Annotated in this window: 7 protein-coding genes; 6 read left to right on the forward strand and 1 reads right to left on the reverse strand. The window is 74.5% G+C overall.

Annotation, left to right across the window (positions count from 1 at the left end):
- Positions 1 to 4 precede the first annotated feature (4 nt).
- The 6 genes from AMK13_RS36200 (at position 5) to pcp (ending at position 6,334) form a co-directional block, all read left to right on the forward strand.
- Positions 5 to 997 (forward strand): GlxA family transcriptional regulator, encoded by a 993-nt coding sequence (locus AMK13_RS36200; protein ID WP_074005789.1) that lies wholly within the window; start codon positions 5 to 7, stop codon positions 995 to 997.
- 85 nt (positions 998 to 1,082) lie between these two features.
- Positions 1,083 to 2,003, forward strand: a complete 921-nt coding sequence (locus tag AMK13_RS36205) for an alpha/beta fold hydrolase (protein WP_074005790.1) — start codon at positions 1,083 to 1,085, stop codon at positions 2,001 to 2,003.
- A 63-nt stretch (positions 2,004 to 2,066) separates the two neighbouring features.
- Positions 2,067 to 2,795 (forward strand): MerR family transcriptional regulator, encoded by a 729-nt coding sequence (locus tag AMK13_RS36210; protein WP_074005791.1) that lies wholly within the window; start codon positions 2,067 to 2,069, stop codon positions 2,793 to 2,795.
- 152 nt (positions 2,796 to 2,947) lie between these two features.
- Complete coding sequence (locus AMK13_RS36215; RefSeq protein WP_074005792.1) at positions 2,948 to 4,180, forward strand: MFS transporter; 1,233 nt, start codon at positions 2,948 to 2,950, stop codon at positions 4,178 to 4,180.
- A 146-nt stretch (positions 4,181 to 4,326) separates the two neighbouring features.
- Positions 4,327 to 5,520, forward strand: a complete 1,194-nt coding sequence (locus tag AMK13_RS36220) for an alpha-hydroxy-acid oxidizing protein (RefSeq protein ID WP_074005793.1) — start codon at positions 4,327 to 4,329, stop codon at positions 5,518 to 5,520.
- Between the two features lie 130 nt (positions 5,521 to 5,650).
- A complete protein-coding gene (pcp, locus tag AMK13_RS36225; protein ID WP_079272827.1) occupies positions 5,651 to 6,334 on the forward strand; it encodes a pyroglutamyl-peptidase I in 684 nt (227 codons plus the stop codon).
- A gap of 80 nt (positions 6,335 to 6,414) precedes the next feature.
- Here pcp and AMK13_RS36230 read toward each other — a convergent pair whose 3' ends face one another.
- Entirely contained in the window at positions 6,415 to 8,526 is a 2,112-nt protein-coding gene (locus AMK13_RS36230) for a phosphocholine-specific phospholipase C (RefSeq protein ID WP_074005794.1), read from the reverse strand.
- Positions 8,527 to 8,693 lie beyond the last annotated feature (167 nt).

Consider the following 8,693-nt stretch of genomic DNA (forward strand, 5'->3'; position numbering starts at 1 on the left):
GGACATGACGCGCCTGGTCGCCTTCCTCGTGTTCGACGGGGTGACGCTGCTCGACGTCAGCGGTCCGCTGGAGGTGTTCCACCAGGCCGGCCGGCTCGGCCACCCCTACCGGACCGTCCTGGTCTCCCCGGGCGGCGGCACCGTCACCGCCTCCAACGGCGTGGCCCTGGCGGACACCGCCGCACCGGACGACGTCCAGGGAGCACTCGGCCCCCGGGAACCCCTCGACACCCTGGTCGTCGCCGGCGCCGACCACCTGGCCGCCCGGGGCCCGGACGCACCCCTGCTCGCCGCCGCGGAGGGCCTCGCCGGGCGGGCGCGGCGGGTCGCCTCGGTGTGCAGCGGCGCCTTCGTGCTCGCCGCGCTGGGGCTGCTCGACGGCCGCCGGGCCACCACCCACTGGCGCCACGCCACCGCCCTCGCGCTCCGCCACCCCGGGGTGCGGGTCGAACCCGACGCCCTGCACGTCCGGGACGGCCGCTACCACACCAGCGCCGGCATCAGCGCGGGCATCGACCTCGCCCTCGCCCTGGTCGAGCACGACCACGGCGCCGAGGCCGCCCGCGCCATCGCCCGCGAGCTGGTCGTCTTCGTGCAGCGCCCGGGCGGCCAGTCGCAGTTCTCCACCGCCCTGGCCACCCCGCCGGCCCGCAGCGGCCTGCTGCGCGCGCTCACCGACGCCGTCCTCGCCGACCCGGGCGCCGACCACAGCCTGCCCGCGATGGCCGCCGCGGCCGCCGTCAGCACCCGCCACCTGACCCGGCTCTTCCAGGCCGAGCTGAACACCACCCCGGCCCGCTGGGTCGAGCGCGTCCGCCTCGACCGCGCCCAACAGCTGCTCCTCGACGGCCACGGCATCACCGCCGCCGCCCGGCTCAGCGGCCTGGGCAGCGACGAGACCCTGCGCCGCGCCTTCGCCCGCCGGCTGGGCACCACGCCCACCGAGTTCCGCAACCGCTTCACCACCACGGCCGCCCCGAACGCCCCGAGCCCCTGACGCCCCCCGCGACGGCGGCCCGGCCCCTCCCGGGGAAGTCCCGCGACCGGACGCTTGACCTTGACGCTACGTCAGGGTTGCAGGCTTGCCGCATGACGAACGAGAGCACCTCCAGCACTCCGCTCCACCCCCGGTCGGCGGCTTCCAGGAGATCGACGGCCGCCGCCTCTACCTGCACCGCCAGGGCACGGGCGGGCCCGCGGTCGTCCTCCTGCCCGGCGCGAGCGCCATCGGCCTGGACTACTTCGGCGTCCAGCAAGGGGCCTCGCGGTTCACCACCACCGTGGTGTACGACCGCGGCGGCACCGGCTTCAGCGACGACGACGCGCTGCCGCGCACCGCCGCCGAGGTGGCGACCGAACTGCACGAACTGCTGCACGCCCAGGGCGTCCCCGGCCCGTACGTCCTGGTCGCGCACTCGCTCGGCGGCGCCTACGCCCACGGCTTCGCCCAGCGCTACCCGCAGGACGTGGCCGGGCTGGTCTGGCTGGACGCCTTCCACCGGGACTGGGACGACTACATGCCCGCCGAGGCGAGCCTGGCCGCCAGCGTGCGGCTGTCGCCCACCGAGGAGCAGCTGCGGCAGGCACTCCCGGGCATCCGGCAGATGGCCGCGGAACTGCTCGTGGACTTCCCGGCGGACGTCCGGGACGCGGTGGTCGAGTACCACGTGAGCGAGCGCTGGATCCACGCCGGCATCGCCGAGCGCGCCTCGATGGCCGACCTGGCCGTCGAGCTGCGGGCCGGGGCGGACCTGCCCGACGTCCCGCTGATCGCGCTCACCCCGCTGGGCGTCGACCCCGGCCAGCAGGCGCTGATGTCCGAGGAGGCCCTGCGGGCGATGCACGACGGCAAGACGCGGCTGTACGCGGCCATGGTGGACGCCGTCTCGGACGGGGAGCAGCGTATCCTCCCCGACACCGGCCACAGCCAGTTCGTCTTCGAGCGGGCCGACGCCGTGGTCCAGGCGATCCGCGACGTCGTGGACCGGGCGGGCCGCGCCTAGGCTTCGACCCCGGCCCCTGGCACCACCCCGACCGCAGGCCGTCAACACGACAGGAGCGCAACGGTGCTGACGATCGGTCAACTCGCCGCGACCGCCGGCGTGACCGTACGCACCGTGCGCCACTACCACCAGGTGGGACTGCTGCCCGAGCCCGAACGCGACGGCTCCGGCTACCGCCGCTACAGCGCTCAGGCGGCGGTCGACCTCATCCGGATCAGGACGCTCGCCGACGCCGGCGTGCCGCTGGCCCGGATCGACGAAATGCTGCGGGCACGGCCCGAGGAGTTCGCCGCCGCCGTCGCCGAGCTCGACGCCGAACTGGAGCGCCGGATCGAGCAACTCGCCGAGCACCGCCGCCGGATCGCCGACCTGGCAAGCGGCGAACGGCTCGCCCTGCCGCCCGAGGTGGTCGCCATCCTGGACCGGATGCGCGCGCTCGGGGTCGGCGAACAGTCGGTACGGCTCGAACGCGACACCTGGATCCTGCACCAGGCCCTGGACCCGGAGGCCATGCGCCGGGGCATCCAGGAGAAGAACGCAAGCTTCGACGACCCCGAGACGACGCGGCTGTTCCTGCTCTGCGACCAGTCGCTCGACTGGGCACCGGACGATCCGCGCGTGGACCGGCTGATCGACGACCTGGACGCGTGGGAGGTCGCCCACGGGCGGGACAGCAGCCGGCCCGGGAACCAGGCGGTGATCTTCTCCCGGCTCGCCGAGGCCTCGCCGACCTGGCAGCGCATCCTCGGCGAGATCGCGCACCGCGCCAGACAGCGCCACGCCGCCGACTAGCACCGGGCCCCGGGCCGCGCCGAACCGCAGGGCGACGCCGGACCGCCGGCCCCGCGCGGAAGCGTTGACGTCGGATTCACGCCAGCCCAACCCCCGGTCGGATTGGTGGACTTCGGGTGACACACCCACCACCCACCGACGGGACCTCCGGCATGCCGACCGGCACCACCCTCAGCTCGACCCAGCCCACCCCGAAGCCGCCCACCCCGAAGTCCCGCCCCCGCAACGGCGGCGGCACCCTCGCCGTCCTCGCCGTGACGACCGGCGTCTTCTCCATCGTCACCACCGAGATCCTCCCGATCGGCCTGCTGACCCCGATCGGCGCCACCTTCCGGATCTCCGACGGCACGGCCGGGCTGATGATGACCCTGCCGGGCATCGTCGCCGCGGTGGCCGCCCCCGTGGTGACCGTCGCGACCAGGCGTGCGGACCGGCGGACGATGCTCTGCGCGCTGCTGCTGGTCCTGACCCTGGCGGACCTGCTCAGCGCCCTGGCCCCCGCCTACTGGGCGGTGCTGGCCGCCCGGGTCGCCCTCGGTCTGGTCATCGGGGCGTTCTGGTCGATCGGTTCCGGGCTCGCCCCGCGCCTCGTTCCGGAGCACCGGCAGGCCCGCGCCAACACGCTGATCTTCTCCGCCGTCCCGCTCGGCTCGGTGCTCGGCGTGCCGGCGGGGGTGTTCCTCGGCTCCGTGGCCGGCTGGCGGGCGGCCTTCCTCGTGATGGCGGCGCTGACCCTGCTCGCCCTGGCCGCCCTCCTGCGGTCGCTGCCGCCGCTGCCCCCGCTGACCGTCACCGGGCTCGGCGTGCTGCGCGGACTGCTGGCCGGCCGGAGCACCCGTACCGGCATCGCGGTGACCTTCCTGATCGTGCCGGCCCACTTCGGCAGCTACACCTACGTCACCCCGTTCCTCACCGGCACCACCCACGCCGGCCCCGGCCTGGTCACCGCCCTGCTGCTGGGCTACGGCGCCGCCGGACTGCTCGGCAACGTCCTGGCCGGCGGCCGGGCGGCCGGGGCACTGCGTCCGGTGTTCGGCACGGCGGCCGTGCTGCTCGCCGCCGCGGCCCTGCTGCTGCCGCTGCTGGGCATCGGCGGTCCGGGCGCCGCCGTCCTGCTGGCCCTCTGGGGCGTGGCGTACGGCGCCGTCCCGGTCTGTTCGCTCAGCTGGTTCCTCGCCGCGGCCCCGCACGCCCCGGAGGGTGCCGGGGTGGTCTTCACCTCGGCGTTCCAGGCCGGCTTCTCGATCGGCGCGCTGACCGGCGGGCTGGTGGTGGACCACTCCTCCCCCGCCACGGTCATGCTGCTCGGCGGGGCGGTCGCCCTGCTCGCCGCGGCCACCGTGTGGCGGTACGGCCACCGGGTCCGTCCCGAGCCGACACCCTGAACACCCGCGCCCCGACCCTGGCCGTCGGCACGGTTCGTGGCGAGAATGCCGGGGTGCCGTCGACCCGCCCGCCCGTCCTGCGGGGTGGGCGGGCGGCGCCGGCCGGGACGGTCCCGGGCGGGTGCGGACGGAAGGACGGCCGGCGGATGGTCGACCAGCAGAGTGACCCGGCGTTCCAGGGGCGGTTCGGCGACTACCAGACCGAGATCTACCTGCGCGGGCTCGGCGGCGTCCTGCCGACGATGCCGATGGCCTTCGCCGAGCTGGAGGCGCGGGCGGGCGCGGCGCTGCCGCCCTCGGTGCTCTCCTACGTCGCGGGCGGCGCGGGCGACGAGGCCACCCAGCGCGCGAACGTCGCCGCCTTCGGGCGGTGGGGCCTGGTGCCGCGGATGATGGTCGGCGCGAGCACGCGGGACCTGTCGGTGGAGCTGTTCGGCCTGCGGCTGCCGACCCCGCTGTTCATGGCGCCGATCGGGGTGATCGGCCTGTGCGCGCAGGACGGGCACGGGGACCTGGCCACCGCCCGGGCCGCCGCCCGGACCGGCGTCCCGATGGTCGCCTCCACCCTGACGGTCGATCCGCTGGAGCAGGTGGCCGCCGAGTTCGGCGACACCCCCGGCTTCTTCCAGCTCTACACCCCCACCGACCGGGCACTGGCGGAGAGCCTGGTCCACCGGGCGGAGGCCGCGGGCTACCGGGGCATCGTCGTCACCCTGGACACCTGGGTCACCGGCTGGCGCCCGCGCGACCTGGCCACCGCCAACTTCCCGCAGCTGCGCGGCCACTGCCTGGCCAACTACACCTCCGACCCGGTGTTCCGCGCCCGCCTCGCCAAGACGCCGGAGGAGGACCTGCGGGCGGCCGTCCTGGAGTGGGCCGGCGTCTTCGGCAACCCGCTGACCTGGGACGACCTGCCCTGGCTGCGCTCGCTCACCGACCTGCCGATCCTCCTCAAGGGCATCTGCCACCCCGAGGACGTCCGCCGCGCCAGGGACGGCGGCGTCGACGGCGTCTACTGCTCCAACCACGGCGGCCGCCAGGCCAACGGCGGCCTGGCCGCCCTCGACGTGCTCCCCGACGTGGTCGCGGCCGCCGACGGACTGCCCGTCCTCTTCGACTCGGGCGTCCGCTCGGGCACCGACGTCGTCAAGGCGCTCGCCCTCGGCGCCACCGCCGTCGGCGTGGGCCGCCCGTACGCCTACGGCCTGGCGCTGGAGGGCACCGACGGCATCGTCCACGTGCTGCGGTCACTGCTCGCCGAGGCCGACCTCCTGATGGCCGTCGACGGCTACCCCACCCTCGACTCGCTCCGTGCGGACGGCGCGCTGCGCCGGACCTGACGCCGGGTGAAGTCCCGGTGTCCAACGGTGTCCGACCGCGACCTGCGGGGCTTGCCGGGACATTCGGGACGGCCCTACGCTCGAAGGCACAAATCGGGTCCGTACGTTCCCGTACGCTGGGAGGTCCGCCATCATCCGCGTCCTGCTGACCGCCTTCGAACCGTTCGGCCGCGATCCCCTGAGTTCGTCCCTGGAGGCGGGCCGGCTGGTCGCCGCCGGTCCGCCGGCCGGAGTGGCCCTGGAGTTCGCCGGGCTGCCCTGGGTGTACGGCGACTCGATCGCCGAACTGCGCCGGGCGGTGGCCCGGTTCGAGCCGGACCTGGTCATCGCCACCGGCCAGGGCGGCAACCGCCCGGACCTCACGGTCGAGCGGGTGGCGGTCAACCTCGACGACGCCGTCCGCGCTCCCGACCGGAAGGGCAACCAGCCGGTCGACCAACCGGTCGTGCCGGAGGGCCCGGCCGCCTACTTCTCCTCGCTGCCGGTCAAGGCCTGCGTGGCGGCGGTCCAGCTGGCCGGGATCCCGGCCACCGTCTCGCACACCGCCGGCACCCACCTCTGCAACCACGTCTTCTACGGGCTGGCGCACCTGATCGCCACCGAACGCCCGGAGCTGCGCGGAGGGTTCGCGCGTCTGCCGTACCTGCCGAGCCAGGTGTCCGGCCGGGACACGAGCGCGTCGATGTCGGCGGAGACGGCGGCCGAGGGGGTGCGCATCCTGATCCGCAGCGCCGTGGCCGCCCTCCACTCGCCGCCCGTCGGCACGGTGGCCGGCCCGCGCCGACGGACCTGGCTGCCCCGCCGGGGCGGCTGACCGCCCGGGCCCCCGTCGGCCGGAGCGGTCGACGAGGGCCCGTCAGCGCGGGCCGGTTCCGTCCACGGAGGCCCGTCCGGTCAGCGCGGGCCGGGGTCGCTGGTGCCGGGGCGGCCGTTCTCCAGGTGTCCGGCCCAGCGGCGGCGGAAGGCCGGACCGTCCGCGGCCGCGACCGTGACGTCGTACCAGCGACGGTCGGCGGGCAGGTCGAAGGTGAACCGGGCCGAGGCGCCGGGGCGGAGGGAGCGGCTCTGCTTCGAGCCCTTCGCGTAGGCGTTCTCGGCGGTGACCGTCCTGGCCACCAGCCCGTGGTTGGCGACCGTGACGCGCACCTGGTTCTTCGACGGGTCGAAGCGCGCCACCAGCCCGGCCCGGGCCGTGCCCTCGAACTCCTGCACCGAGCCGTTCGGGCCGTGGGCGGCCAGGTGGTAGTCGCCGGCGCCGGTCAGCGGCCAGAAGTCGGCGAAGGTGTCGCCGGCCGAGACGGTGTAGCGGCGCGGGGCGGCCGTCGGCGCCGTCCGGTCGTAGACGTAGAGCCACGCGCCGACCGAGCCCCGGTTCTCCAGTTCGAGCCGGAACTGCCCGGCGGTGTCCGTCTCCTCCTCGTTGACCCGCAGGTCGTACGGGAGGGCGCGGGCGGGCCGGGTGCCCGGTTCCTGGGTGGGCATCCGCTGCGGCAGCGGCACCTGGTAGGGCTTGCCCTGCGAGGCGATCGGCGCGGGCACCGGGATCCGGACGCGCCGCGCGTCGGTGCCCCGGAAGTCGAGCGCCGAGGTGAGGTCGCCGCAGACCGACCGGCGCCAGGCGCTGATGTTGGGCTCCTCGATGCCGAACCGGGCCTCCAGGAACCGCAGCACCGAGGTGTGGTCGAAGGTCTCCGAGCAGACCCAACCACCGCGCGACCACGGGGAGATGACCATCAGCGGCACCCGCGGCCCGAGGCCGATCGGCTGGAGGCCTCCCGGGTCGGCGCCGGGGACCAACGGGCTCATCTCGCCCGGGTACTTCGAGAGGTCCAGCAGCTCGTCGCCGAGGCTCGCCTCCAGGTCGGCGGAGACCATGCCCGGGCCGCCCGGACGGCTGGCGACCGGCGGCATCGGCGGGACGACGTGGTCGAACAGGCCGTCGTTCTCGTCGTAGTTGATGAGGAAGACGGTCCGCCCCCAGACCTCGGGGTTCGCGGTGAGCGCGTCCAGCACGAGGTTGATGTAGTACGCGCCGTCGGTGGGCGTCGCGGAGGGGTGCTCGCTGTACTTGTACGGCGGGACGATCCAGGAGACCTGCGGCAGCCGGCCCTGCTCGACGTCGGCCCGGAACTCCTTGAGCGTGTGGTCGGTGGCCCCCTTCTCGACCAGCGGGCCCGACGCGCCCTCGGCCACCTGGTACCGCTCGAAGAACATCAGCGAGTTGTCGGTGTAGTTGTCCGTCGGCGTGCCCGGCTCGCCCGAACCGCCCTGGTAGAGCTTCCAGCTGACCCCGGCCGACTCCAGGCGCTCGGGGTACGTCGTCCAGGTGTAGCCGTTGGTGTCGTTGCGCTCCCACAGGCCGGGCCCGTTGGGCCGGCGGCCGTACGCGTTGCGCGGGTCGCTGGTGCCGGTCCAGAGGTAGATCCGGTTGGGGGCGGTGTCGGCGTGGACGGAGCAGAAGTACGCGTCGCAGACGGTGAAGGCCTCGGCCAGCGCGAAGTGGTACGGCAGGTCCTGGCGCTTGAGGTGGCCCATCGTCATGACGTCCTGCTTCTGGTTCACCCACTGGTCGTGGCGCCCCTCGTTCCAGGCGAGGTGGCCGCTGCTCCAGCCGTGGTCGGTACCGGCCTGGTGCTCGGTGGTGTTCCGGGGGTCGATGTACCAGGGCAGCACCTCCTGCTCGGAGGCCGGCAGGCCGCGGTCGTGGTAGCGGCCGGTCTTCACGGCGGCGGCGGGCTGGTGCCAGTTCGGCCGGCCGTTCGGCAGCAGCGTGGGCCGGGGGTCGTCGAACCCGCGGACACCGCGCAGGGTGCCGAAGTAGTGGTCGAAGGAACGGTTCTCCTGCATCAGGATGACGACGTGCTCGACGTCCTCGATCGAACGGGTCCTGCCGATCGCGGGCAGCGCCATGGCCTTGGCAACCGCGGGCGGAAAAGCGGCGAGGCCGGCGGCGGCCGCGGAGGCGCCGCCCAGTTGGAGGAAACGGCGCCGGTCGATGGAGGCCACGTGGTGTCCTTCGCGTCGTGAGTGCATGGTCGGACGAGAAGGCTCGACCATAGGGGCCCACGAACCGTCATGTACACGGTCCTCCAGCGAACGCCGCATGATCATTCGACCAACACCCCGACAACGCGAAGAACCCCCATCCGGGACCCGGATGGGGGTTCTTCTGA

Origin of the sequence: Streptomyces sp. CB02056 (assembly GCF_001905545.1) — a bacterium.
Taxonomy (GTDB): domain Bacteria; phylum Actinomycetota; class Actinomycetes; order Streptomycetales; family Streptomycetaceae; genus Kitasatospora.